Here is a 26,121-nt window from a genome sequence, read left to right on the forward strand (position 1 = left end):
TTATTTTGATAGGTTTTGAATAACAAAACGATGGAATTTTTTTAAGTAAGTTTAAAAAAAAAGCTGTTTTTTAAAAAACAGCTTTTCAATAATTAAAAACTAACAACCGCCTTCAACAGGCATTTTCTTTTTCTTTTTAATTGGAATAATTTTTTTAGGAGTTTTAATAACTTTAGGTGTTGGTTTTGGTTGTAAAGCAGCTTTTTTAATGGATTCGCTTATAAATGCGTTTATATCGGCTTCCGATTTTTCAACAACTATATTTTGTGTGATTAATTTGTTTTGACTGTAACTGTTTTTTATAGTTGCAATTTTTAGGTTTTGATATCCTAATTGATGTAAAATCATAAATGGAACCACTACTTCTTCAGGAGTATTTCCATACATTATAATGGTTTTATTTGTGCTTTTTAACTCTTCTAAAATACCTGTATTTTCTTCATTTAAAATTTCAGGAGCATACATATTTAGGGCATTGTTTAAATGTCCTTTTTCAAATTCATATTGATTTCTAATGTCTATTAAAATAACATCTGAGTTTTCAATTTCATTTAGGGAAATTAAATAATTTTCAGTGGTGATATTTTCTAAAGTAGTTTTAGAATTTACTGCATACATATGTTTTGGTCTTTTATACGTTAAAAGTCCAATAAGTACTACAAGTATAAAAAGTACTGAAGCTATAGATATTCGTTTAGTTTTTTCTAATTCTTTCATATAATAGATATTTAACAATTAACAACCTCCTTCAACAGGCATTTTCTTTTTCTTTTTAATTGGAATTACCTTTTTTGGAGTTACTTTTTTTACTTCAGGTTTTTTTTCTATTTTAAGCTGTTCTGGATAAACTACGCCAAAAAACATACTCGCAGATTTTCTAAATGAATATAGTTCAAAATCTTCTGCTGGCATATTTTCAGTAGGTTTTGTAGGATTTATAATTGTTAAATACCAATTATTGATCCCACCTTTTAGAACTCTTAAATTTTTATAATCTAATCTATTACACAATACCCAAGCTTGATCTGCGTAAAAGTGATCATTTGAAATAAATATAACATCATACTGATTTTGATTAAGATATCCAATAGCATCTTCATCTAATAATTTTTTTAATGGAATATTTATTGAATTAGGGATTGAGTATTTATTAAATTCGTTCTCATTTCTAACATCAATCATTATAAATGATGGATCTTGATTTATAATTTTATTTGCTAATTCATCAGTTGAAATATATCTTTCTGGACTTATAGCATTACTCAATAATTCTTCAGGCTTTATTCCTTCATGTTTTTCGTACTTTGGAAGTAGTACTAAACCTGCAGCTAGTAATAAAAATATGCCAGCGAGTATTTTATATCTAAAAGTTAAAACTTTTGCTACTTTTCTATTAACCATTCTAATTTTTTTAAATTAATAAAATATTTTTTTTCTTCTTTTTCTGATTAAATCTGAAATTACAAAGGCAAGGATTGCAATTATAGTAAAAACAAATACAAACCAATAACGATTGATACCAAAGGAATCCATTAAAGTTATATTACCATAAAAATAACCTTCATAGAGTGGTTGAAATACGGTATATAATTCAGAAAAAATAAATATTCCTACCATAATACCAATTACATAAACTATAGCGTCAATTTTTCCAATGGCAACAGCACATAAGCTTGTTCCAGGGCAAAAACCAGCTGAAACAAAACCTACTCCCATGATAACGCCTCCAATTATTGCTCCCCATAAATAGGTTGGGTGAACATATAGTTGCTCCATATTTATATAACCAAGGTAATCCATATATAAAATACCAATAAGTGATACTAATGCAGCAGTAAAAAACACTTTAAGCACTGCAAAATCGTATCCGTAAAATACTCCTGCTAATTTTCGTGAAGAAGAAAACCCTGATGCTTCTAAAACAAATCCGAAAACAATTCCAATGATAATTGCTATTATGTTGTTCCACTCATAAGGTATGACTCCATTAGGAATTAAAGGTCCCATATATTTTTTTATTTTTTAATTATTAAATCCAATTTTTTCTAAAGAAATATGCTACTAAGAATCCTGTTCCAAAAATAGCAAGCATAGTTATAAAACCACCTGTTGATAATACCGCCATACCACTTAAAGCAGCACCGCTTGTACAACCACGAGCAACTTGTGCACCAATACCAAATAATATTCCACCACCTAAAGCAAATAGCAATCTTCTGTTTTTAGTTATTTTAGGTGAATGTTGAGTTCTCCAGCCAATTCTACCGGCCAATCCACCCGAAATAAAAGCTCCAATTAAAACGCCTAAAGCTTCAAAAACTAACCAAGAGTTTAAGGGAGATTTTTCATCTTTTACAAATTTACTGTAGTAGGCATTGTTTTCTGCATGGTTTGAAGCCAATGCATCAACAATAGTTACTACACCACTTTTCATAGCGCCACTTGCACCTAGTCCTCTTCCTGTCATATAAAAAGTGAAAAGAATAAGTATTCCTAGAAGAAAACCACCAAAGTATGGATTCCAGTATGTATGTTTATTTTTTTGAATATTCATAATATTTGTTTTAATATAAGTATCTAGTTATTTGTCCAGCTTCTACCATTACAAATCTAAAAACTAAACCACCTATTAAAATTAAGATTGCTGGCACAGCAACTGGTACTTTGTACCCAATTAATTCTGTTAGTTCTAAAATAGCGGGAACTATAAGTCCTAAAATAATTACAAAGCCAAAAAACATAAGAGTAAACTCACCTCCAACTAATAGTTGCATGGCCTCTAATTGTACTTCAGAACCAGCGTACATTCCCATCAGCATATGGATTATCAACCCTAACTCAATAACAATAAGGGCTAAATCAATTTTGCTGAAAAGATGTCTTTCTTTAGCGTTTTTAGCTAATAAAATAATGGTTGCTGCTCCTGTTGATAAACCAGATGTTAAAAATAATGGACCTAGTATTGCATTATTCCACAAAGGTCTGGCATTAAAAGCTGATAATAATATTCCTGTATAAATACCTAGTACAATTGATAATGGAATTAAAGCTATCGCCATATTCATTCTATTTTCTTGAAGGAATTTTTCGAACGTGTTTAAAAAATTAAACTTCAATTTCCATTTAGGAAATAATTCAGTATAATAACTAAATACCCATAAAAATGAAATAGGGGTAATGATTAATAATACCCAAGCACCCCAACTCATAGGAGATTCAATTCTGATAGTTGTGTATAATCTCCAAAAATATAATTTGTGAGTTAAATCATAAAATAAAGCCAATAAACCTAATGTTAAAGCAATTGGAGATACAATTGATGCAAACTTAACCGCTGCAGGATATTCTTTGTCCTTTTTTAAAACAGTAATTAATGCTGCAAAAAACAGTAATCCAGCAGCCAAGCCTCCTAAAAATAAGTATACAGATATTGGCCAGTGCCATATTTGTAATGAAGGATCTATATTTGGAATATTTCTTCCACTTGTAAATAATTCTTCTTGCATAATTTTTAATTTATATTAAATAATAAACTTGAGGCTTAGTTCCTGCTTCAGGAGCCAATGTTTTATGTTTTCTATTTTTTAACAATTGCGAAACTTCACTATTTGGATCATCTAAATCCCCGAAATACATACATTTAGTTGGGCAAACAGATACACAAGCTGGAAGTTGTCCTTTTTCTAATCTATGATGACAGAATGTACATTTGTCTACATAACCATCAGGGTGTTGGTAACGAGCGTCGTATGGGCAAGATTCTATACAAGCACCACATCCAATGCATTCATCAGCCGTAACTAATACAATGCCATTGTCTAATTGATGACTAGCACCTGTTGGACAGCATCTTACACAAGGAGCATTATCGCAATGATTACATCTTTCAGATTTTAATTCTAATTCTATACTTGGATAAGCACCGTTAACAGTTTCGGTTATCCAATCTCTACAGTATCCAATAGGAACATTATTTTCGGTTTGACAAGCAACTACACAATCGCTACATCCAACACATTTTAAGGTGTCAATTACCATTGCATATCTCATAACTCAATATTTTTATGTGGATTTTCAGTTAAAATTGATACAAAATTTCCTCTCATACCAGTCCCACCCATAATTGGGTCGATAGCTACTTTTGAAATTAGTTGAGTATCGTTAATACCTTTTCCAAAGGCGCGACTTAATTTTTTATTGGTGTGTCCAAAACCATGAACCATATAAACAGAATCCCAACGAACTCTTTCCGTAACTCTAACTTTAATTGGGAAATTAGAAGTAATTTCATCCTGATTTTTTAACCAAACTTCTTGCCCTGTTTTTAAGCCTAAAATTCTAGCAACTTTTGGGTTCACCCATAAATTATTTTCACTTTTTAAATCGTTTAAATTAGGGTTATTAGCTGTTCTACTAAATGTATGCATTGGAGCTCTACCATAATTTAATCGGTAAAAGCCTTGTGGAGGTTCTGGGTGTTTTATGTAATTTGGCAATGGGTCAAAACCTAAATTTTTTAATTCTTGAGAATACAATTCAATTTTACCACTAGCTGTTGGAAAATGATAGGCTTCATTTTCATTTAAGTATAATGGACCCGATGTTCTTGAAAAATTTTTCACTCCAATTTTATTCATTTCGTCTAAAGAGGTTCCCATTTGTTGTAACTGCCATTCAATTACTTCTTCATAATCATCATAATTAAAATAGTCACCTAAACCTAAACGTTCTCCAATTTGTTTTGCTACCCACCATCCCGGTTTAGAATCGTATTTTGGTTTAACAGCTGGCACTCGAACAGCAATTGAAGGCTCTCTATTAGTTGCAGATCTTATATCATCATAACGTTCTAAATAAGTACATTCAGGTAAAACTACATCTGCATACCCAGTAACATCCATCGGCATGGTATCCATTACAACCATAAATTCTAATTCATCCATTGCTTTTTCAAGCATTTCTTTTTCTGGAATAGATTTGGTAATATTAGTACCGGCAACCATCCAAGCTTTTATAGGATATTTATTATCTTTACTAGGGATTGAACATTTAATAACTTCACTTGTAATACCCATTTGAGCTACAGGATATTTCTCTCCAATATTTTTCCAATCCCACTTAGGATGAGGGTATTTTGGTGAAGGGTATTTAGGAACTTTAATACTTTCTTTAAAGTAGAAACCACCTCTACGACCCCAAGAACCTAATAAAGCATTTAAAATAGCTATTGAACGAGCTCTTTGAGTATCATCTCCATACCAACTTACATGGCGTCCTGGATGTATAATAACTGATGGAGAAGCACTTGCCATTGCTCTAGCAGTTTTTCTAATTTCTTCAGGTTTTATAGTTGTTATTCCATAAGCCCATTCAGGAGTAAAAGTACTCACATGGTCTTTTAATTGATTAAATCCTGTAGTGTATTTTTCAACATATTCTTTATCATATAAACCTTCCTCAATAATTACATTCATCCAAGCAAGCATTAAAGCTATATCTGTAGCAGGTTTGATAGCTAACCAATGTTTTGATTTGCTAGCTGCTGTTGAAAAGCGTGGATCTACTGTAATGATTGTAGCACCATTATCAATTGCATCTGACATTTCTTGCACTTGAGAATTGTGCATGTTTTCACCAATATGAGATCCAATTAACACTAAGCATTTGGTGTCTCTAATGTCAGTTGGTTCAGGTGAACCAACCCAAGATCCATAGGTTAATGCAAAACCTGCTTCACGAGCACCTCTACATTGTGCATAAGCTGGTTCTGCGATGGTGTCTGATCCAAAAGCTTTAAATAAATGTTCTAAATGTTTTCCAGGTGACCCATGTTTTAATAAGGCAATAGCTTCTGGGCCATATTTTTCTTTAATATTGCTAAATTTTGAAGCAATTAAATCAAGAGCTTCTTCCCAACTGGCTTCTCTAAACGTTTCTTCTCCATTAATAGTTGTTCTAATTAAAGGAGTTTTTAATCGATCTTCATCATTATACATTCCAACACCACCAGTTCCTCTTGGACATAAACGTCCGTAGCAATGTGAGTCATTTTCATTACCAATAATTTTTTGAATATTACCTTCTTCATCGGTATAAGTCCAAGCAGCACATTTCCAAAAACAAACTTCGCAATAAGTAGGAGTTCTCTTAAATTTTTTGGTAACATTTTGTTTTACAAGCTCATCTAAATATGAGTTTGCACCAAACATATTTAGTGCACTTGTAGTAGCTGCTACACCACCCAAACCTAATGCAGAAATTTTAATAAATTTTCTTCTTGAAGTAGTCATAAGTTTAATTATTTATTTCTTGTGTAAAGGTATTTACAGATGTATTTTTATAGTATGATAAATGTCATTAAAAATGGCGTAAAATAGTAACAATGGTTACATTAATAGCTTGAAAATCATATATTTATATGTAACAAAAGTAGCATAACTAAACTCCTTGATTGGTTATCAGTTAATTACATTTTTTAGTAAAAAAAGCTAACATTTTAAATTGTTGTAAATTTGTACAAACGCTCTATTTATGAAATTAAAATACTCTAAATTTTGGTTTTTTTTGGTAGTTACAATTTTAATTGTAGCTCTATTTTTTGTTAAAAATTTTAAGCTTCAACAAGAAATAATAAAAGAAGATAATTATGTTAAAATTGAAACTATTGAAAAGGAGACTTGTTTAGAGTGTCATCAAAATACCAAGGGATATTCTAATTACCATAATCCAGAATTAATAGGTTGTATAAGTTGTCATTTAGGAAATCCAAACACTATGGATAAGGATGATTCTCATAAAGGAATGGTTCTAATTCCAGGGAATTTAAAAGATGCTAAAGCAACTTGTGGAGTTTGCCATCCAAATGAATTAAACAAGATTGAAAACTCTTTAATGACCACTAATAGTGGTTTGGTGGCTGTAGATAAATATATTTTTGGAGAAGCTGATAGCCCAAATGGTAGATACCACATTCAATTAATTGAAAACTCAGCTTCAGATAAACATTTAAGAGATTTATGTGCAAATTGTCACTTAGGAGCACAAAAAGAAGAATTTGGACCAATAACACAGTTGAGTAGAGGTGGAGGTTGTAATGCTTGTCATTTAAATTATTCTGATGAAGCAATAAAAGATTTAAAGACTTATTTAACTTCAAATAAAAAGGAATTACCTCAATTTCACCCAGCAACTGATATTTTTGTAACCAATGAACATTGTTTTGGTTGCCATAGTCGATCTAGTAGAATTTCAACAAATTATGAAGGATTTCAAGAAACACTGCTAGATGAAAGTGAAGTGATAGCTAAAGATGGATTTAAGGTAATAGAAGATAAAAGAGTTTATAAATATATTGGAGAAGATGTACACCATACAAAAGGAATGTTATGCATAGATTGTCATTCTTCACATGAAGTAATGGGCGATGGTAAGCGTTATATTCATGAAGAACAAGCTGTTAAAGTACAATGCTCAGATTGTCATTTTAAAGAGCAACCCAATACTGTACCTTATGATTCTTTAGATGCGGAAAGTTTATTGGTTTTTTTACACAGAGATTATAAACATTCAGATAAAGAGATAGTTGCAGTTAAAAAAGGAGGGCACCCATTAGTAAATACATTTGTTGATTCGCTTGGAAATGCTTTTTTAATTGGAAAGAGAGATGGAGAGTTGCACCCTTTAAATCCACAATCAGAGGTTTGTTCAAGAGATAATGCACATAAAAATGTAAGTTGTGCAACTTGCCATTCTTCTTGGACTACACGTTGTATAGGCTGCCATAATGAATATGATAAAAACGAACCACGAGCTTTTGACTTGTTAGATAGAAAGTATGGCAAAGGACAATGGAAAGAATTTGTAGCAGAGTTTTCATCATCATTACCAGCTATGGGAGTTCGAGAAAATTCGGAAGTCATACATATTGAACCTGCCGTTCCTGGAATGATTTTAACGATTGATAAGGGTAGTTATTCTGGAAAAGAGTTAGGAGAAGATGTTTCTTTTCATAGATTATATGCACCAAACTCGCCTCATACAACTACTGCTAAAGTTAGAGATTGTAAAAGTTGTCATACCAACCCAGCTACTTTAGGTTATGGTAATGGTGAATTAATTTATAAAATTAGTGAAGGTGTTGGAACATGGAGTTTTACTCCAGCCTATGAATTAAATCCAAATGATGGTTTACCTGAAGATGCTTGGATTCCTTTTTTAAAAGAAGTGGATAAAAATGTGGTTAATTCTACTAGAACAGATTTTAGACCATTTACTGTAAAAGAGCAACAAGAATTGTTGTTAGTTGGAGCTTGTTTACAATGTCATAAAGAAGACTCTAAGGAGATGAAACAAAGTTTAATTACTGGTATTCAGCCATTATTGAAAAAATTAGATAAAAGTTGTATATTGCCAACATGGTAATAATTGCTTTAGATTATGATTAAAAAAATAGCTCTAATTGGATTTCTGCTAGTTTCAATTTTAGATATTATTGGAATCGCTTTTAAAATAGAAAGTTTAATTTTCTTATTTAAACCTTTGATACTTTTATCTCTATTGTTTTTATATTCAAATTCTGTGGTAGATAGAAACAAATGGTATTCAACTGCGTTAGTTTTTTCTTTTTTTGGAGATGTGTTTTTAATTTATTCAGGAGATTTTACTTTTAAAGCAGGTTTAATTTCATTTTTAGTTGCACATATATTATTTATAAGTATTGTTATTAAAAGAATACAAAAAGCGTCTTTTTTAAAAGCTTTACTAGCAGCTATTCCATTTTTTATTGTGTTAACAGGCTTAATTTTTTTAATTAAAAATGCTTTAAATGAATTGTTAGTTCCCGTTGTAATTTATGGAATAACTATTTCAATTTTTGGAATGGTATCTTTCTTAGACTATAGTACTAAAAAAACGAAAGAATCTTTATGGATGTTATTTGGAGCTATTGTTTTTATGATTTCTGACTCTATATTAGCCATCAATAAATTTTATGAATCTTCATTATTTTTTGAAATAATTGTAATGATTACGTATGTTTCGGCACAATATTTAATTTATAAATCAATGGTTTGCGAACAGGTAGAGGAGGCTGAACTAAAAAGTTTTGCCAATTAATGGCAAATTTTTACGTTCATTCCATAAAACAATACTACTTAATATAAAGGTACTTATAGCCATAAAAAAGAGGGTGCCTCCATCATTATTAACTTCAATTCCAAGTAGGGTAAAGTGTATAAATATTGCACCACTGATAACACTTAAGATTAATATTGCTCCAACCCAAACAGTTTTTGGGATTAAAATGAGTATGGCTCCTATTAATTCTAAAATACCTATACCTATTCTTCCATAAGGTTCCATACCTGCCTTTGAAAAAATATAAACACTATCGGGATGTGCAGTAAATTTAAAGCGAAGAGTTTGGATTAAAATAACAGCAATTATAATTCTTATGGTAACTAATAGGTGTTTTTTCATCATAAAAAACTTTCTCGTTTAGACGAAAAAGTTTTAAATAATTACAATAAAGCTTTCTTTTTATTTAGAAAAAACTTCGTTATGCTGTTCTTGTACTTTTATAAAAGTAGTTCTTTTAGTGAGTTCTTTTAACTTACTAGCTCCAACATAAGTGCAAGTAGAGCGTAAACCACCTAAAAAATCTTGAACAGTATTTTCAACGGTTCCTCTATAAGGAATTTCTACTGTTTTTCCTTCAGAAGCTCTATAGTTGGCTACGCTACCTGCATGTTTTTTCATAGCGGTTTCAGAACTCATACCATAAAACTGTTTATACTTTGTTCCATCAATTTCAATAGTCTTACCACCACTTTCAGTATGTCCAGCTAACATACCTCCTAACATAACAAAATCAGCACCGCCACCAAAAGCTTTGGCAATATCACCAGGTATTTTACATCCGCCATCAGATACAATTTGACCACCTAACCCGTGTGCTGCATCTGCACATTCAATAATTGCAGATAATTGTGGATAGCCAACGCCGGTTTTAACACGAGTTGTACATACAGATCCAGGACCAATACCTACTTTAATAATGTCGGCTCCAGCAAGTAATAATTCTTCTACCATTTCACCAGTAACTACATTTCCAGCCATGATAACTTTATCAGGATATTGTTTTCTTGTTTTTTTTACAAAGTTTACAAAGTGTTCAGAATAGCCATTAGCCACATCAATACAAATAAATTTAATTTGTGGATGCTGACTAAATATGTTGGTTAATTTTTTTGAGTCTGCTGTGCCAGTTCCAGTACTTACAGCAAAATAATCAATCATTTCATCAGGAACACTATTCATAAAGTGTTTCCATTCATCTAACGTATAATGTTTATGTATTGCAGTAAATATTTTATGTTTGGCTAATGCCTTAACCATTTCAAAAGTACCAACGGTATCCATATTTGCTGCCATAATTGGTACACCTTTCCATTGGTAATTACTATGTAAAAATGTAAAATTTCTTTCTAAGGTTACTTGTGCTCTTGAGTTTAATGTAGATCTTTTTGGACGAATCATTACATCTTTAAAGCCTAATTTTAAATCTGATTCTATACGCATTTTAATAATTTGAGTTATACAATGATGCTTTTTCCTTTACTTGCTTTATTTTGATCGGCGTCAAAATAAAAATCAATTCTACCCACATTTAAACCATAGCAACCTACTTGATTTACCAATACATTTTCTCCAATGCTATTTTTTGTAATGGTAGGTTTAGGTAGAAAAGTGTGTGTGTGGCCCCCAATAATTAAATCGATATCTTTTGTTTTGGAAGCCAAAACTAAATCGCTAATTTTTGCTTCGTTTTTGTAGTGATATCCTAAATGTGATAAACAAATTACTAAATCACATTTTTTATCTTCTTTTAAAATTCGACTCATATCTTGAGCAATTTCAATAGGGTTTAGATACACTGTTTCTTTGTACATTCTTGGGTCAACTAATCCTTCCAATTCTATACCTAAACCAAATACACCAATTTTAATTCCATCTTTTTCAAAAACTTTATATGGTTTTACATGGGTGTTTAAAATAGTGTTTTTAAAATCGTAATTAGCTATTAAAAAATCAAATTTAGCGTTTGGTAGTTGCTTGTATAATCCATCAATACTATTATCAAAATCGTGATTGCCAATAGTTGCAGCATCATATTTAAGCATGCTCATAAGCTTGAATTCCAATTCGCCTCCATAAAAATTAAAATATGGTGTTCCTTGAAAGATATCACCAGCATCTAATAATAATGTGTTAGGATTTTCTTGTCTTATACTATCAATTAAAGTAGCACGTCTTGCAACACCCCCTTGATTTGGACTTTTATAATGATCATTAGGAAATGGTTCAATATGACTATGCGTGTCGTTTGTATGTAAAATAGTAATATGTTTTTTATTCTCTTTTGCAAATGATTGAAGGGATAAACCACCTAATGTTACAAAAGCTGTAGCAGCCGTTGATTGTTTTATAAAATTTCTTCTTTCCATAATTTTTAAATCTCTTTTCTAAATCTTCCGTCTAATTTAACTTTTACAGTATCAATTTCTTTAAAATAATCAATAATTGCATTTCTTACTTTGTAATCTAATTTATGAAGTGTAACAGGTTCTTTAAAGAAAACCATATTGTCTCCACCGTTTTGTAAATAATCTGATGTTAACACAAAGTAAGTTTTATTTTTTTCAATTGTTTTATGATTGATTTTTAAATCAAAACCATCTTTGGTAACTACTAAATTAACTTGTTTTGAAATTGGATGCGCTCTTTTACCATTGATTAAATATTGAGCTAATTCATTTATTTTCTCATAAGTTAATTCAGTAACAACTAAACTGTTTTCAAAAGGCATTAAATTAAAAGCATTTTCGGTAGTTATATTTCCTTTAGTAATTCCTGCTCTAATTCCACCATAGTTAAACATAGCAAAATCGATATTTTTTCCAGTTCTTGAGTTAAAAACGGGGTTGGCTCTTTCAAAGCATAAATCTGCCATTAAATTTCCTAAGCTGCTTTCTAGTTGACTATCTGTTCTAACTAAATCTGTTTTAGTATAGGAAAGAACAGTATTCATTTCTTTTTCGACTTTCTCTTTATAAGGTTGAATAAAAACTTCAATTTCTTTAACAGATTCTAATTTTTCATTAACAGGAAGTAATTTTCCTTCAATTTTAACCAAATGTTGAGGTTCATTTTTACAGCTAATTACAAGTAAAAGTGTAAAAAATGAAATAATAAATTTTTTCATTGTTGAAATACTAATGATTTTAATTAATTTTGTGAATCAACCGTAAATATAGATGATTTTTACAGGATTCAAACGAAAAACCAATCAAATATTTTTCAACAAAAGAATAGCAGAATTAACAGAAAATTCAACTAAAACAACTTCAAATAAAGTAAAAAATATTATGGTTGTTATTGATGATTCTTCTTTGAAAGATGCCGTTGTAAATGAATTGTCACAACTTTTTTCTATTTCAAAAGATAGTATTGAAATACTTGTTGTTAAATCAAAAAAGGCTAAAAGTGAAGTTGTAGAAAATAGTATATCCCCAAAAGATTTTGGCTGGTATGGAAAAATTAAAACCGAATGGCTAAAAGAAATTTTAACAAAAAAATACGATTTGTTAATAAACTATAGTAAAGTTGAAAACTTATATACCAACTTATTATTATTGCATTGTAAAGTAATATTTAAAGTTGGTTTTGCACATCTAGATAATAGATTTTACGATTTAATAATTAAATGCGAACCAACTGAAATTACCTTATTTAATAAAGAGTTAAAGAAGTATTTAGAGATTTTAAATAAAATATAATGAAAGAATTGTTAGGGACCGGAGTAGCTTTAGTAACACCTTTTAATGAAGATAAATCGGTAGACTATAACGCGTTAGAGCGTTTAGTAAACCATCAGATTGACAATGGTATTAATTATTTAGTTGTTTTAGGAACTACAGGTGAGCCAGCAACTTTAACAGCTGAAGAAAAGGAACAAGTTAAAAATACTATTATTAGAGTTAATAATGGAAGACTGCCATTAGTATTAGGCATTGGAGGAAATAATACACTGGCTGTTGCTAATGAAATTAAAACAACAGATTTAACTGCATTTTTAGCAATACTCTCAGTTTCTCCATATTATAATAAACCAACACAAGAAGGTGTTTACCAGCACTTTAAAGCAATATCTGAGGCTAGTCCATTACCAATTATTTTATATAATGTGCCTAGTAGAACAGGTAAAAATGTTGAACCAGCTACAATTATTAGACTGGCAAATGACTTTGAAAATATAGTAGCTGTTAAAGAAGCTGCAGGAGATATCGTTCAAGCAATGCGTTTAATTCAACATAAACCAAAAGAATTTATGGTGATTTCAGGAGATGATATGATTGCTTTACCTATGACTTTAGCTGGAGGATCAGGTGTTATTTCAGTCATTGGACAAGGGCTTCCAAAAGATTTTTCAGAAATGATACAGCTTGGTTTACAGGGAAATGTAGGTGAAGCTAATAAATTGCACTATAAAATTATGGATAGTATAGATTATATTTTTGAAGAAGGAAACCCGGCTGGTATAAAGGCATTATTGCAAAAAATTTCAATTTGTTCAGAAAATGTGCGTTTACCTTTAGTAAATGCAACTTCAAAATTACACCAAAAATTAGCAAATTTTATAGATAATTATTAGTATTTTTACAGTTCTAAATTTCAAGTAGAATAAATAAAAAATAAGATTATGTTATCAGAAAAAATGCAAACAGCTTTAAATAATCAAATTAGAATTGAAGCTGAATCTTCACAAATATATTTAGCAATGGCTTCTTGGGCTGAAGTAAAAGGTTTAGAAGGAGTTTCTGAATTTATGTACAATCAGTCTGATGAAGAACGCCAACACATGTTAAAATTCTTTAAATATATTAATGAACGTGGAGGTCATGCAATTGTTTCTGAATTAAGTGCCCCAGCTGTCGAGTTTGGTTCTATTAAAGAAATGTTTGAAACGTTATTTAAACATGAGGTTTTTGTTTCACAAAGTATAAATGAATTGGTTCATATTTCATTAGAAGAAAAAGATTATGCGACACATAATTTCTTACAATGGTATGTGGCTGAACAAATTGAAGAAGAAGCTCAAGCTCGAACAATTTTAGATAAAATTAATTTAATTGGTGACGATAAAGGAGGCTTATACTTATTTGATAATGACATTAAACAGCTTTCAGTAGTTAGTTCAGTAGCTCCTCCACCTGCTCAATAATTAACAAACAATTAAGATTGTTAAGCAATATTTATTGTAAAAGCTAGTTATTTTTGTGGTAGAACATACTAAAAAAAATCATTTTAATAATCCATAATAAATAACTAATTTTGCCAAATGCAAAAAAATAAAATATACATATTCATTTTATTGATAAGTATTGGTGTTTCATCTTGTGGTGAATATCAAAAAGTATTGAATAAAGGTACCGTTCAAGAACAGTATCAAATGGCTACCAAAGTGTATGAAGAACAAAAGTATAATAAAGCCATACAATTGTTTGAGAAAATTACACCAAGTTACCGAGGAAAACCTCAAATGGAACGCATTCAATATATGGTCGCACAATCTCACTACAATACAAAACTATATAGCTTAGCAGCCTATTATTTTGATAAGTTTGTTAAAAATTACCCTAAAAGTTCTAAAGTAGAAGAAGCAGCATATTTATCAGCTCATAGTTACTATTTAGCTTCTCCAGTATATAGTTTGGATCAAAAAGATACTCAAGAAGCCATAACAGCTTTGCAAAATTTTATATTTAAATATCCAGAGTCTGACAAAGTAATTGAAGCAAATAAAAATATTAAAGAGCTTACTTTTAAATTAGAAAAAAAATCTTTTGAAATAGCTAAGCAGTATTATCATACAACTGATTATATAGCGGCTATAGTAGCTTTTGACAATTTATTGTCAGATTATTTAGGAACTTCTTTTAGAGAAGAAGCGATGTATTACAAATTTAAATCGGCTTACGAATTAGGTATTAATAGTTTTATTGCTAAAAAAGAAGATAGAATTAAAGATGCTTTAAAATCGCATGAAAGATTTAAGCGTAATTACCCAAAGTCAGATTATTTAAATGAAACTGAAAAATTAGTAAACAACTTAACTGAAGAATTAAACTCTTTATTAGCACTAAAAACTGAAAACTGATGGATTATAAAAACACAAAGGCAGCTTCTACTACTGTAACGTATGATAAAACTAAAATAGAAGAGCCAACCAATAACATTTACGAAGCTATTACAATAATAGCAAAAAGAGCACAGCAAGTTAACGGAGATTTAAAAAACGAACTAATTGAAAAGTTAGAAGAATTTGCAACTTATACTGATAGTTTAGACGAGGTTTTTGAAAATAAGGAACAAATAGAAGTTTCTAAATTTTATGAAAAATTACCAAAACCAACTGCAATTGCAGTAGAAGAATGGTTAGAAGGTAAAATTTATTACAGAAACCCAGAAGAAACTAAATAACACATGTCTATTTTAAGCGGTAAAAAAATTCTTTTAGGTGTTACAGCCGGTATTGCTGCTTATAAAACGGCACATTTAGTGCGACTTTTTATAAAATCGGGAGCAGAAGTTAAAGTTGTTATGACTCCTGCTTCAGTTGATTTTGTAACCCCATTAACCCTTTCAACCCTTTCACAAAATCCAGTTTATACTTCTTTTTATGATAAAGGAGAAGAAGAAACGGAAGAATGGAACAGCCATGTAGATTTAGGTCTTTGGGCAGACTATATGATAATAGCTCCTGCTACAGCAAATACCTTGTCTAAAATGGCAAACGGTGTTTGCGACAATCTGTTGTTAGCTGTGTATTTATCCGCCAAGTGTAAAGTCTTTTTTGCACCTGCAATGGATTTGGATATGTATAAGCATCCAACAACAAAAAAAAGCATTGAAAAATTACAGAGCTACGGAAATATTTTTATTCCTCCATCTACAGGATTTTTAGCAAGTGGATTAGAAGGTGAAGGCAGAATGGAAGAACCAGAAAATATTGTATCTTTTATTGAGAATGATATTGTTACAAAATTACCATTATACAATAAAAAAGTACTAATTACAGCTGGACCAACTTATGAAGCAATTGATCCAGTTAGATTTATTGGAAATCATTCTTCAGGAAAAATGGGTTTTGAATTAGCTAAATCAGCAGCCAACTTAGGAGCTACGGTGTATTTAATTTCAGGACCTTCTAATGAAAAAATTACACATTCTTTAGTGTATAGATATAATGTTGTAAGTGCTGAAGAAATGTATCAAGAAGCTCACAAACATTATCAATCTGTTGATATTGCAATACTATCTGCAGCTGTTGCAGACTATAAACCTAAAGAAATTTCTGCAACAAAAATCAAAAAATCTTCTGATTGTATGACAATTGAAATGGTGCAAACAAAAGATATTTTAGCTTCATTAGGAAAACAAAAAGAAAATCAATTTTTAGTAGGTTTTGCTCTTGAAACCAATAATGAAATTGAAAATGCGACCATAAAACTTCAAAAGAAAAACCTAGACTTAATTGTGTTAAATTCTTTACAAGATAAAGGCGCAGGTTTTAAAAATGAAACAAATAAAGTAACAATCATTGATAAATTCGAAAAAATTTCAGAATTTAGTCTAAAATCTAAGGCTGAAGTAGCTGAGGATATTTTTAAAGAAATTTTGAACAGAATTTATGTATAAAATAATTAGAATATTTTTTTTGTTAACATTTATAACTCAATTAAGTGCTCAAGAGTTAGATTGTACAATTACAGTAAATGCAGACAAAATTCCTGGTTCTAACAAGCAAGTTTTTTCAACCTTAGAAAGTTCCTTAAATGAATTTGTAAACCAAAAGCGTTGGACAAATTTTAATTATAAAGCACAAGAACGAATAAGTTGTAATTTAACATTAACTATTTTAGAGCAAACAGGAAACGACTTTAAAGGTCATATTCAAATACAATCGTCTCGCCCAGTATTCAATTCTACCTATTTAACACCAGTTTTTAATTTTAAAGATGATAATTTTTCATTTCAATATACTGAGTTTGAACCTTTGCAATATAATGAGAATACTTTTGAGTCTAATCTAGTATCTGTAGTAACATTTTATGTGTATACTATTTTAGGAATGGATGCAGATACTTTTGCTTTAGAAGGTGGATCACCGTTTTACACACAAGCACAAAATGTTTTAGTACAGGCGCAACAAAGTGGTTACAAAGGCTGGAACCAAAACGACGGTACAAAATCTAGATTTACATTAATAGACAATCTTTTATCGCCAACCTACACTATGTTTCGTACTTCATTGTATGAATATCATTTAAAAGGTTTAGATGTAATGAGTACCAATAGTAAAAATGGGAAAAAGACCATTGCAGAAACTATTTTAAAACTTAAATCAATTTATGATTCTAGACCCAATGCATTTTTATTACGTGTATTTATGGATTCAAAAGCAGATGAAATAGTTTCCATATTTTCAGATGGACCACGTTATGATACGTTTAAATTAAAAGAAGATTTACTGAAAATTTCTCCAATTAATGCGGCGAAATGGAATAAAATAAAGTAATATTCTTAATCCTAATTAATTAGAATGCTTACAAATCTTTCCATAAAAAATTATGCTTTAATAGAACAATTAAAGGTTAGTTTTAAAGATAATTTATCAATAATTACAGGTGAAACAGGTGCAGGAAAATCTATTTTATTGGGTGCCTTAGGCTTGGTTTTAGGGAAAAGAGCAGACTCTTCAACGCTAAAAGATACAACAAGTAAATGCATAATTGAAGCTCAGTTTTCAATTAAAAATTATAGATTAGAACCTTTTTTTGAAGAAAATGATATAGATTTTGATCAAGAAACGATTATTCGTAGAGAAATTTTACCAAGTGGAAAATCGCGTGCATTTATAAATGATACCCCAACAACATTACAAGTTTTACAGCTATTAAGTGAAAAATTGATTGATATTCATTCTCAACACCAAACCTTACAGTTATCTGACGTTAATTTTCAATTTGAAATTATTGATAGTTTGGCTAACAATTCAGCTAAAATTGAATCTTATAAAAGAGGATTATCAGTTTTTAATAAATTAACTAAAGAGCTAAAAAAAATAAAAGAACATCAGGCAGTTGCAAATGAACAATATGAATATAATTTACATTTGTTTGAAGAATTAGAAAAAGCCAATTTAAAACCTGATGAGCAAGCTATTTTAGAGCAACAATTAGATAAAGAAAATAACATAGAAGAAATTAAATTAAATTTAACAGAAGCACAAGCTTTGGCGCTCAATGAAGAAATTGGGATACAGGCATTGTTGAGTTCTTTTACATCTAATTTAAATAAAATTAAATCTTATGCTCTAGAGTATAAAGAGTTGTATGAAAGGTCTTTAAGTTTAAAAATTGAGTTAGATGACATAACTAATGAATTAGAAAACTTAAATGAAACTATAGAGTTTGACCCTTTAGAATTGGAAAAACTTAATGATAGATTGCAACTCATTTATAATTTGCAAAAAAAACATGCTGTAAATTCAATTTCAGAATTGATAAGTATCAAAGAAAATCTTTCTATTAAAGTAGAAGCTGTTGAAAATTCTGCAACTTTGATCAATGAAAAAGAGAAGGAAATAAAAGTAGTTGCTGAAAAAATAGACAAATTAGCATTCTCTATATATAACGAAAGAAAAAATGCAATTCCTATTTTAATTCAAAAATTAGAAACGGTACTTACTAATTTAGGAATGGAAAATACCCGATTTAAGTTTGAAATTACTCATAGTACAAGTTATTTTACAAACGGTAAAGATGAATTGAGCTTACTTATTTCAGCAAATAAAGGAGCTAATTTTGGAACGTTAAAAAAAACAGCATCAGGTGGAGAAATGTCTAGAATAATGTTAGCTGTAAAAGCTATTTTATCTGAGTATTCCAATTTACCAACCATTATTTTTGATGAAATTGATACAGGGGTTTCTGGTGATGTTTCACAAAAAATAGCAGACATTATGCAACAAATGAGTGCTAATATGCAAGTAATTACGATTACTCACTTACCGCAGATTGCCGCTAAAGGCAAACAGCATTATAAAGTTTATAAACAAGATTTAGATAACAATATAGTTACAAAATTAATGCAGTTAAATGAACATGAACGAGTTAATGAAATTGCAGAAATGCTCAGCGGTAAAAACTTTTCAGAAACAGCCGTTGAACATGCAAAACAGCTGTTAAATTAAGAATTTACTATATTTGCAGCCAATTACACTAAAATCGAAAACAAAATTAGAACTATGCATAATTTATTAAAAGGTAAAAGAGGTATTATTTTTGGAGCATTAGATTCAAAATCAATAGCTTGGAAAGTAGCTGAAAGAGCACATGAAGAAGGAGCAACATTTGTTTTAACCAATGCTCCAGTTGCATTGCGTTTAGGAACTATTTCAGAACTAGCTGAAAAAACAGGGTCGCAAGTAATACCTGCTGATGCAACTTCCATGATGGATTTAGAAGATTTGATTGATAAATCAATGGAAATTTTAGGGGGTAAAATAGATTTCGTATTACACTCAATTGGAATGTCGGTTAATGTAAGAAGAGGAAATCATTATACCAATCAAGATTATAATTTTACAAAAACTGGTTTTGATGTGTCAGCACTTTCATTTCATAGAGTAATGAGTATGTTATACAAAAAAGACGCAATGAATGAATGGGGAAGTATAGTAGCACTATCATATATGGCTGCTCAACGTGTTTTTCCAGATTATAATGATATGGCTGATAACAAAGCTTATTTAGAATCTGTTGCGCGTAGTTTTGGTTACTTCTTTGGACGTGATAAAAAAGTTAGAGTAAATACAATTTCTCAATCTCCAACACCAACAACTGCTGGTAGCGGTGTAAAAGGTTTTGATGGTTTTATTGCTTATGCTGAAAAAATGTCTCCTTTAGGGAATGCAACAGCGTTAGAATGTGCTGACTATACAATCAGTCTATTTTCAGATCTTACAAAAAAAGTAACACTGCAAAATTTATATCATGATGGAGGTTTTTCTAATATGGGAGTTAGCACTGCTATAATGGAAGAGTTTATGAAAGACAACCAGTCTGAAGAACAAGTAGTATCAAAAGAATAAAATAAAAATAAGTTTAGAGTTTATTAAACACAAAAAAAGCGATGATTTTTAAATCATCGCTTTTTTTGTGTTTTTACAGAAATAGTATGGATATCTAAAAATATGTGAAGTATGAGTATTATCACGTTTTTCCCCAATTAAAAACTTTAATTTTGAGAGAAATAAACATAAATTTTTAAAATAATACTATGAGACCACTTAAAATTGTAGTACTAGCTAAACAAGTTCCAGATACGAGACACGTAGGACCGGATGCTATGAAACCAGATGGTACTGTAAATAGAGGTAAACTTTCCACTGTATTTAACCCAGACGATTTACATGCGTTAGAGTTGGCATTAAATATCAAAGATAGAATTCCAGGAACAACTGTTACTTTATTAACAATGGGACCACCAAAAGCGGCTGATATCATTCGAGAAGGATATTATAGAGGTGCTGATTTTGGTGTAATGATTTCAGACAGAAGATTTGGAGGTGCTGACACCTTGGCGACAAGCTATACTTTAGTTAAAGGAATAAAAAAGTTAGCTCCTTATGATTTAGTTTTAAGTGGAAGACAAGCCATAGATGGAGATACAGCTCAAGTAGGACCACAATGTGCAGATAAATTAAATATTCCTCAAGTAACTTATGTTGAAGAGGTGGTACAAATAACAAATGATAAAATTATTGTTAGAAGACGTTTGTCTAAAGGAGTTGAAACAATTTCTTCTCCATTCCCTTGTTTAATGACGGTTCATGGCTCATCTCCAACTTGTAGATCAAGGCATGCTAAAAAAATGATGCAATACAAATATGCTCGCACCAAAACAGAGTTGCGTTCAGCAGATGAAATGTTACTTTCATTACATCAAAAAAGACCCTATTTAACAATTCCAGAGTGGAGTGTTGAAGACATTGAAGCAAATATGGAAAAAATTGGGTTAAATGGCTCACCAACAAAGGTAAAAAGTGTAGAAAACATTGTTTTAACAGCAAATGAAGCTAAATTTTTAACAGAATCTGATGCTGATATTGAAATGATGATAAAAGAATTAATAGAACATCATACCATAGGGTAATTTAAAACTTTTAAAATGGAAAAAATAAAAAGTGTCTTAGTCTATTGTGAAGTTGAAAATCAAAAAGTAGCAGATATAAGTCAAGAGTTATTATCAGCAGGTAAACGATTAGCGGAAAAATTAGGAAGCCCTTTAGAAGCTATGATTTTTGGTTCTGATTTACATGGAATTGAAAGTCAAATTGCTCCTTTTGGTGTAGATAGATTATTTGTTGGAAATAGTTTGAGGCTAGAACCTTATAGAACTTTACCTCATGCTGCGTTAGCTGCACATATATTAAAGGAAGAAGATCCGCAAATTGTATTGTTTGGAGCCACTTCAGTTGGAAGAGATTTAGCTCCAAGGCTAGCTTCAAAATTAAACTGCGGACTTACAGCTGATTGTACAATATTAGATATTGGAGATCATTTTGTAAAAAAGGAAAAGAAAGAATATAAAGATTTATTATACGCAATTCGCCCAGCTTTTGGAGGTAGTATTATGGCTAATATTATCAATTGGGATATGCATCCTCAAATGGCAACTGTGAGGGAAGGTGTTATGAAAAAGGAAATTTTTGATGAACATTACAACACAGAAATTGTTGAAGTAGATGTGCATTCAATTGTAAATGAAGAAGATTTTGTAGTTGAAATTATAGATCGTCAAATTAAAGAATCTGGTGTCAATTTAAAAGAAGCACCAATTATTGTAGCAGGAGGGTACGGAGTAGGCTCTAAAGAAAATTTTGATTATTTAAAAGAATTGGCAGAATTGTTGGGAGGAGAAGTTGGTGGTTCAAGAGCAGCTGTTGATGCAGGTTTTATTGAGCACGATCGTCAAATTGGCCAAACAGGAACAACTGTTCGTCCTAAATTGTATATCGCAGCGGGTATTTCAGGAGCCATTCAACATACAGCAGGAATGCAAGATGCCTCTATGATTATTTCTATAAATAATGATCCAGAAGCACCTATAAATAAATTAGCAGATTACGTAATACATGGAGATTTAGGAGTAGTTGTTCCTAAAATGATTAAGTACTACAAACAAAATGCAAAATAATAAGCAATAATATTAAAAGAGTTATAAAACTCAAACTATAAAAATATATAAAAATGGATAATTTTTTTAAAGATACTCCAGATTTTAAATTTCATTTAGAGCATCCTATCATGAAAAAGATAGTTGCTTTAAAAGAACGCAATTTTTCAGAATCAGAAAAATATGATTATGCTCCAATTAATCATGAAGATGCTATTGATACTTATGAAAAGATATTAGAAATTGTTGGGGAAATTTGTGCAGATACCATTTCAAAAAATGCTGAAGGAGTCGATGTTGAAGGACCTCATATTGAAAATAACAAAGTAGTTTATGCAAAAGGTACTACAGCAGATTACAAAGCATTGTATGAAGCAGGTTTAATTGGTATGTCTTTGCCTAGAAAATATGAAGGATTAAACTTCCCGTTATTGCCTTATGTAATGGCAGCCGAAATGGTGGCGAGAGCCGACGCTGGTTTTGCTAACATTTGGGGGTTGCAAGATTGTGCAGAAACCATCTATGAATTTGGTTCCGAAGAGCAACGTGAAAAATACTTGCCAAGGTTTAATAGAGATGGGGCAACAGCAGCAATGGTTTTAACGGAACCAGATGCGGGGTCAGATTTACAATCAGTAAAACTAAAAGCAACCTTTAATGAAGAAGATAAAAAGTGGTATTTGAATGGGGTTAAACGTTTTATAACCAACGGTGATGCCGATATTTCATTGGTTTTAGCACGTTCAGAAGAAGGAACTACGGATGCTCGTGGATTATCTATGTTTATATATGATAGAAATGATCACGCTGTCCAAGTTCGTCATTTAGAAAAAAAACTAGGCATTAAAGGTTCTCCTACTTGCGAATTAGTATTTAAAAATGCTCCTGCAGAATTAGTGGGTAAAGAACGATTTGGATTGATTAAGTATGTAATGGCTTTAATGAATTCTGCACGTTTAGGAGTTGGAGCACAATCTGTTGGTATTGCTGATGCAGCTTACAGAGAGGCATTGAAATACGCAGAAGAAAGAGCACAATTTGGAAAAGTAATTATTAATTTCCCTGCTGTTTATGAGATGATTACAAATATGAAAGTACGCATTGATGCTTTACGATCATTGTTATATGAAACTACACGATTTGTTGATCTCACCAAAGTTTATGAAGATGTAATGCAAGAAAGACCTTTGGAAAAAGAGGAGCGTATGGAGATGAAGGGTTATGCCAAATTAGCCAATGTTTTTACACCTCTTCTAAAATTAATGGCTAGTGAAGCATGCAATGTTATTGCTTATGACTCATTACAAATTCATGGTGGAACTGGATTTATGAAAGATTTTCCAATTGAACGCATTTATAGAGATGCCAGAATTACTTCAATTTATGAAGGAACAACTCAATTGCAAGCAGTGGCTGCAATTAAAGGTGTAACAACTGGAGTATTTTTAGAACAAATTAAAAATTACGAAGCAAAAGTTTTTGAAGAAAATGTAACTTTAAAAACGAAACTTCAAGAAATGACTGTTTCATTTGAAGAAATTACTCAACAAGTAATTGATACTCATCATACAGAATTATTAGATTTTCATTCAAGAAGATTGGTTGAAATGGCTGGTAATATAATTATGGGATATTTATTGTTATTGAATAGTCAGAGAGATGAAAAATTTAATAAATCAGCTAAATTATTTATCAATTTGGTCAGTTCAGAAAATAAAGAGAAGTTTGATTATATCAATAATTTTAATATTGAAAATTTAGATTTATACAAGTTAGTGCCAACTGAATTATTAGAACCTCAAGTTTAATTACTTTTAATAATTAAAAGCAAGCCTACTTTTAAACTTAAAAGTGGGCTTTTTTTGTGCCATAATTTATAGTTTCTTTTAAAAAACACTAAATTTGAATTCCTAAAAAATTAATTTGTGGAATTGCAATTTTCAATCATTGTTCCAGTGTATAACCGTCCTCAAGAAATTGAAGAATTACTTTATAGCCTAACAAAACAAACATATAACAAAAGCTTTGAAATACTTGTAATTGAAGATGGTTCTAGTTTAAAAGCTGATGAAGTTGTAAAGAAGTTTTGTAAAAAATTAGACGTAACATATTTTTATAAAACCAACAGTGGAGCAGGAGATAGCAGGAATTTTGGAATGAGAAAAGCTTTAGGTAATTACTTTATTATTTTTGATTCAGATTGTATAATTCCGCCAAATTATTTAGTTGAAGTTGAAAAAGCTTTGCGTAAAAATTATACAGATGCTTATGGAGGAGCAGATGCTGCACATCAATCGTTTTCAACCATTCAAAAAGCAATAAATTACAGTATGACTTCTTTTTTTACAACAGGAGGAATTCGGGGTAATAAAAAATCTGTAGGTAAATTTCAACCAAGAAGCTTCAATTTGGGGATTTCAAAAAAGGCTTTTGAAATAACTAAAGGTTTTAGTAAAATGAAAATTGGAGAAGATATAGATTTAACATTTAGACTTTGGGCGTGTAATTTTGAAACACAATTTATTGAAAATGCTTTTGTATACCATAAAAGAAGATCCACCTTTTTACAATTTTTTAAACAAACTTTTGCTTTTGGAAAAGGACGACCTTTTTTAAATAAAAAATATCCTGAAACTGCAAAAATTACCTATTGGTTTCCAACATTATTTATAATGTTATTAGGTTTATCAATTGTATTTTTATTTTTAAAAATTTGGATATTTGTAGTATTTTTTGGCATCTATTTTGTTATTTTATTTTTTGATTCATTTATAAAAAACAAAAAAATATCCGTAGCTTTTACAAGTGTACTAACAACTTTAACACAATTTTTAGGCTACGGACTAGGCTTTTTAAAAGGGCAGCTTTTTAAAAATTAATGAGAGCTATTTTGTCTAAATCTTTTAGAAATAATTTTAAGTTCTTCATTTGTTAATGTCGAAGTTTCTTTTAATTTGTATATAAAAGCATCAACTTCTTCTTGTGTACCTGGGCAACCAATATTATTTCCTTTTTCTTTTAAAACAAGTTCGCCTTCAACCATTTTAGAATCGGCTAAAAGATTTCCATTAGGATCAAAAATTAGCCAATAGGGAATACCACTTTTATCGCCTCCATATTTTGATAAAATTTCATCTGCTCCTAGATTTTCAAGATTCTTTTTATTTGTGGCTTCTTTTACAACTAGGTGTTCAATAACATAGTTTTTATCAAATAAATTTTTTGTTGTTTCATCTTTTATAGAGGCATCCATTTTTTTACACCAACCACACCAAGATGCTTTAAACATAACAAAAACATTTTTGTTTGTTTTTTTAGCTTGGTCAAAAGCATTAGATAAAACTTCTTTAGCAGGTTCTGGTTTTTCTTGTGCTGATGTTATATTAAAAAAAAGGATGGTTAGGGTTAAAATTGTGATTGATTTGATATTCATTTTAAATATTGTTAAGGGTTTATTTAATAGTTTTTAAAGGTGTAATTTCAATAAAATAATATACAATTGAAGCTACTGTTCCACCAAAAATAAGAATTAATGTCCACATGATTTTTTTATTGGTATCATTTGTTGGATTGTTATTAGTGTGAACAATATAATATATTTTAATACCTATACTTACTAAAGCTGTTAAAATAATTAAAATAAAGAATCCGATAAAAGATTGAATTAATTCTATAGGAAATTCTTTTTGATGAGTTTCTAATGCTATTATATTTTCTAGAAAAGTGGAAAAGAAAAAAATAAAAATTAAAATGATGAAAACAATAGGTAAAAAAGTGAAAATTGTAAGCCAAAATTTTGTAGAAAATTTCATGATGATG

Annotated in this window: 28 protein-coding genes; 15 read left to right on the forward strand and 13 right to left on the reverse strand. The window is 30.2% G+C overall.

Annotated features, from left to right (window positions below; genetic code table 11):
* Nucleotides 1-99 precede the first annotated feature (99 nt).
* The 7 genes from Q0714_RS07870 to Q0714_RS07900 are packed head-to-tail and all read right to left on the reverse strand — an operon-like array spanning nt 100 to nt 6,290.
* Nucleotides 100-717, reverse strand: coding sequence for a rhodanese-like domain-containing protein (locus tag Q0714_RS07870; protein ID WP_298264021.1), 618 nt, complete (start codon nt 715-717; stop codon nt 100-102).
* A gap of 18 nt (nt 718-735) precedes the next feature.
* Complete coding sequence (locus Q0714_RS07875) at nt 736-1,401, reverse strand: rhodanese-like domain-containing protein (RefSeq protein ID WP_298264022.1); 666 nt, start codon at nt 1,399-1,401, stop codon at nt 736-738.
* Nucleotides 1,402-1,416: 15 nt separating this feature from the next.
* Complete coding sequence (locus tag Q0714_RS07880; protein WP_298264024.1) at nt 1,417-2,007, reverse strand: DUF6691 family protein; 591 nt, start codon at nt 2,005-2,007, stop codon at nt 1,417-1,419.
* Nucleotides 2,008-2,029: 22 nt separating this feature from the next.
* A complete protein-coding gene (locus tag Q0714_RS07885; protein WP_298264025.1) occupies nt 2,030-2,554 on the reverse strand; it encodes a YeeE/YedE thiosulfate transporter family protein in 525 nt (174 codons plus the stop codon).
* A gap of 10 nt (nt 2,555-2,564) precedes the next feature.
* The gene (gene nrfD, locus Q0714_RS07890) at nt 2,565-3,506 is read right to left on the reverse strand and encodes an NrfD/PsrC family molybdoenzyme membrane anchor subunit (RefSeq protein ID WP_298264027.1); all 942 of its coding nucleotides are present in this window, start codon (nt 3,504-3,506) and stop codon (nt 2,565-2,567) included.
* A gap of 10 nt (nt 3,507-3,516) precedes the next feature.
* Nucleotides 3,517-4,050 (reverse strand): 4Fe-4S dicluster domain-containing protein, encoded by a 534-nt coding sequence (locus tag Q0714_RS07895; RefSeq protein ID WP_298264028.1) that lies wholly within the window; start codon nt 4,048-4,050, stop codon nt 3,517-3,519.
* On the reverse strand, nt 4,047-6,290 hold the full coding sequence (locus Q0714_RS07900; RefSeq protein ID WP_298264030.1) for a molybdopterin-dependent oxidoreductase: 2,244 nt from the start codon (nt 6,288-6,290) through the stop codon (nt 4,047-4,049). Before Q0714_RS07900 ends, Q0714_RS07895 begins: the two co-directional genes overlap by 4 nt.
* Nucleotides 6,291-6,531: 241 nt before the next feature.
* On the opposite strand from Q0714_RS07900, the gene Q0714_RS07905 reads away from it, so the two are divergent.
* Together Q0714_RS07905 and Q0714_RS07910 are read left to right on the forward strand one after the other, a co-directional pair.
* Complete coding sequence (locus Q0714_RS07905; RefSeq protein ID WP_298264032.1) at nt 6,532-8,421, forward strand: hypothetical protein; 1,890 nt, start codon at nt 6,532-6,534, stop codon at nt 8,419-8,421.
* A gap of 15 nt (nt 8,422-8,436) precedes the next feature.
* Nucleotides 8,437-9,114, forward strand: coding sequence for a lysoplasmalogenase (locus Q0714_RS07910; protein WP_298264033.1), 678 nt, complete (start codon nt 8,437-8,439; stop codon nt 9,112-9,114).
* On the opposite strand, the gene Q0714_RS07915 is transcribed toward Q0714_RS07910, so the two are convergent.
* The 4 genes from Q0714_RS07915 to Q0714_RS07930 are packed head-to-tail and all read right to left on the reverse strand — an operon-like array spanning nt 9,094 to nt 12,262.
* Nucleotides 9,094-9,480 (reverse strand): DoxX family protein, encoded by a 387-nt coding sequence (locus Q0714_RS07915; RefSeq protein WP_363317282.1) that lies wholly within the window; start codon nt 9,478-9,480, stop codon nt 9,094-9,096. The genes Q0714_RS07910 and Q0714_RS07915 overlap by 21 nt on opposite strands.
* A 57-nt stretch (nt 9,481-9,537) precedes the next feature.
* Entirely contained in the window at nt 9,538-10,578 is a 1,041-nt protein-coding gene (locus Q0714_RS07920; protein WP_298264035.1) for a GMP reductase, read from the reverse strand.
* A 14-nt stretch (nt 10,579-10,592) separates the two neighbouring features.
* On the reverse strand, nt 10,593-11,504 hold the full coding sequence (locus Q0714_RS07925) for a bifunctional UDP-sugar hydrolase/5'-nucleotidase (RefSeq protein ID WP_298264037.1): 912 nt from the start codon (nt 11,502-11,504) through the stop codon (nt 10,593-10,595).
* A gap of 5 nt (nt 11,505-11,509) precedes the next feature.
* A complete protein-coding gene (locus tag Q0714_RS07930) occupies nt 11,510-12,262 on the reverse strand; it encodes a 5'-nucleotidase C-terminal domain-containing protein (protein ID WP_298264039.1) in 753 nt (250 codons plus the stop codon).
* Between the two features lie 52 nt (nt 12,263-12,314).
* Between Q0714_RS07930 and Q0714_RS07935 the strand changes: the two genes are divergently transcribed.
* The 13 genes from Q0714_RS07935 to Q0714_RS07995 all read left to right on the forward strand — a co-directional run bounded on the left by Q0714_RS07935 (nt 12,315) and on the right by Q0714_RS07995 (nt 25,181).
* Complete coding sequence (locus Q0714_RS07935; RefSeq protein ID WP_298264040.1) at nt 12,315-12,836, forward strand: hypothetical protein; 522 nt, start codon at nt 12,315-12,317, stop codon at nt 12,834-12,836.
* The gene (dapA, locus tag Q0714_RS07940) at nt 12,836-13,711 is read left to right on the forward strand and encodes a 4-hydroxy-tetrahydrodipicolinate synthase (RefSeq protein WP_298264041.1); all 876 of its coding nucleotides are present in this window, start codon (nt 12,836-12,838) and stop codon (nt 13,709-13,711) included. Before Q0714_RS07935 ends, dapA begins: the two co-directional genes overlap by 1 nt.
* A gap of 48 nt (nt 13,712-13,759) precedes the next feature.
* The gene (locus Q0714_RS07945) at nt 13,760-14,281 is read left to right on the forward strand and encodes a ferritin (RefSeq protein WP_298264043.1); all 522 of its coding nucleotides are present in this window, start codon (nt 13,760-13,762) and stop codon (nt 14,279-14,281) included.
* Nucleotides 14,282-14,398: 117 nt separating this feature from the next.
* The gene (locus Q0714_RS07950) at nt 14,399-15,217 is read left to right on the forward strand and encodes an outer membrane protein assembly factor BamD (protein WP_298264044.1); all 819 of its coding nucleotides are present in this window, start codon (nt 14,399-14,401) and stop codon (nt 15,215-15,217) included.
* On the forward strand, nt 15,217-15,540 hold the full coding sequence (locus Q0714_RS07955; RefSeq protein ID WP_298264046.1) for a DNA-directed RNA polymerase subunit omega: 324 nt from the start codon (nt 15,217-15,219) through the stop codon (nt 15,538-15,540). Before Q0714_RS07950 ends, Q0714_RS07955 begins: the two co-directional genes overlap by 1 nt.
* Before the next feature lie 3 nt (nt 15,541-15,543).
* On the forward strand, nt 15,544-16,758 hold the full coding sequence (gene coaBC / locus Q0714_RS07960; RefSeq protein WP_298264048.1) for a bifunctional phosphopantothenoylcysteine decarboxylase/phosphopantothenate--cysteine ligase CoaBC: 1,215 nt from the start codon (nt 15,544-15,546) through the stop codon (nt 16,756-16,758).
* Nucleotides 16,751-17,638 carry a DUF4835 family protein gene (locus Q0714_RS07965; protein ID WP_298264049.1) on the forward strand — a complete coding sequence of 296 codons (888 nt, stop codon included), beginning with the start codon at nt 16,751-16,753 and terminating at the stop codon, nt 17,636-17,638. The genes coaBC and Q0714_RS07965 overlap by 8 nt, the downstream gene beginning before the upstream one ends.
* A 24-nt stretch (nt 17,639-17,662) precedes the next feature.
* Nucleotides 17,663-19,315 (forward strand): DNA repair protein RecN, encoded by a 1,653-nt coding sequence (gene recN, locus Q0714_RS07970; protein ID WP_298264050.1) that lies wholly within the window; start codon nt 17,663-17,665, stop codon nt 19,313-19,315.
* A gap of 54 nt (nt 19,316-19,369) precedes the next feature.
* A complete protein-coding gene (locus tag Q0714_RS07975; protein ID WP_298264052.1) occupies nt 19,370-20,215 on the forward strand; it encodes an SDR family oxidoreductase in 846 nt (281 codons plus the stop codon).
* Between the two features lie 188 nt (nt 20,216-20,403).
* Nucleotides 20,404-21,279: an electron transfer flavoprotein subunit beta/FixA family protein gene (locus Q0714_RS07980; protein ID WP_298264054.1), complete on the forward strand. Its 876-nt coding sequence runs from the start codon at nt 20,404-20,406 to the stop codon at nt 21,277-21,279.
* Nucleotides 21,280-21,294: 15 nt separating this feature from the next.
* Entirely contained in the window at nt 21,295-22,323 is a 1,029-nt protein-coding gene (locus Q0714_RS07985; RefSeq protein WP_298264056.1) for an electron transfer flavoprotein subunit alpha/FixB family protein, read from the forward strand.
* A gap of 53 nt (nt 22,324-22,376) precedes the next feature.
* Nucleotides 22,377-24,110, forward strand: a complete 1,734-nt coding sequence (locus Q0714_RS07990) for an acyl-CoA dehydrogenase family protein (RefSeq protein ID WP_298264057.1) — start codon at nt 22,377-22,379, stop codon at nt 24,108-24,110.
* 117 nt (nt 24,111-24,227) lie between these two features.
* Entirely contained in the window at nt 24,228-25,181 is a 954-nt protein-coding gene (locus Q0714_RS07995) for a glycosyltransferase (RefSeq protein WP_298264058.1), read from the forward strand.
* Here Q0714_RS07995 and Q0714_RS08000 read toward each other — a convergent pair.
* Together Q0714_RS08000 and Q0714_RS08005 are read right to left on the reverse strand one after the other, a co-directional pair.
* Entirely contained in the window at nt 25,178-25,735 is a 558-nt protein-coding gene (locus Q0714_RS08000; RefSeq protein ID WP_298264060.1) for a thioredoxin family protein, read from the reverse strand. The genes Q0714_RS07995 and Q0714_RS08000 overlap by 4 nt on opposite strands.
* A gap of 19 nt (nt 25,736-25,754) precedes the next feature.
* On the reverse strand, nt 25,755-26,114 hold the full coding sequence (locus tag Q0714_RS08005) for a hypothetical protein (protein WP_298264062.1): 360 nt from the start codon (nt 26,112-26,114) through the stop codon (nt 25,755-25,757).
* Nucleotides 26,115-26,121 lie beyond the last annotated feature (7 nt).

It is taken from the genome of uncultured Lutibacter sp. (genome assembly GCF_947493565.1).
Taxonomy (GTDB): Bacteria; Bacteroidota; Bacteroidia; order Flavobacteriales; family Flavobacteriaceae; genus Lutibacter; species Lutibacter aestuarii.